The sequence below is a fragment of the Flammeovirga agarivorans genome (assembly GCF_012641475.1).
Lineage (GTDB): Bacteria > Bacteroidota > Bacteroidia > Cytophagales > Flammeovirgaceae > Flammeovirga > Flammeovirga agarivorans.
In genome coordinates this window covers 1-636 of sequence record NZ_JABAIL010000099.1, presented here as the reverse complement: position 1 = coordinate 636, position 636 = coordinate 1, and the positions used below count along the sequence as shown (strand labels likewise).

The 636-nt window shown below is 64.9% G+C and carries 1 protein-coding gene; it reads right to left on the bottom strand.

Translation table 11 applies throughout. The annotated features are described in order from the left end of the window. Positions 1 to 636: transglycosylase domain-containing protein (locus tag HGP29_RS28430; protein WP_211093470.1), on the bottom strand; the 636-nt coding region annotated here is incomplete at both ends.

Sequence of the window (636 nt, the reverse complement as noted above, 5' to 3'; positions counted from 1 at the left end):
TCTTCCAGTTGCCGCTGCAGTCCGGCATCCAGAGTCGTCACCACCTTTTCATCACGACTGGTCGCCAGCGCCCGGCGTGAAAAAAGCGGCGCCAGCTGCGGCATCTGGCGCGGAAACAGCCATACTGGCTCCTCCATCGCTTCCTTTACCGCCTGTTCCGGCCAGACGCCCTGGCTGACCATTCGCGTAAGCACTTTATCACGCGCCGCCTGGGCCCGCTGCGGCCAGCGGTCCGGACGTAAACGACTGGGCGCCTGGGGAAGTACCGCCAGCAGCGCCGCCTCGCCGTAGCTAAGACTGGCAGGCGGCTTACCGAGATAGGCCCAGCTGGCCGCGCCGATCCCCTGCAGGGTGCCGCCAAACGGCGCGCGGTTCAGATAGAGGGTTAGAATGTCGCTTTTTGACAGATGCCACTCCAGCTGCAGCGCTCGCCACAGCTGGCGCAGCTTGCCGCCGAAGGTGCGTGGATGGGGATCAAGCAGGCGTGCCACCTGCATGGTAAGCGTGCTGCCGCCCGAGATAACTCGCCCGGAAGTAAGATCCTGCCAGGCGGCGCGCAGCACCGCGAAGGGATTGACCCCCGGATGGCGCCAGAACCAGCGGTCTTCATACTGGATGAGCGCCTGCAGATAGCGC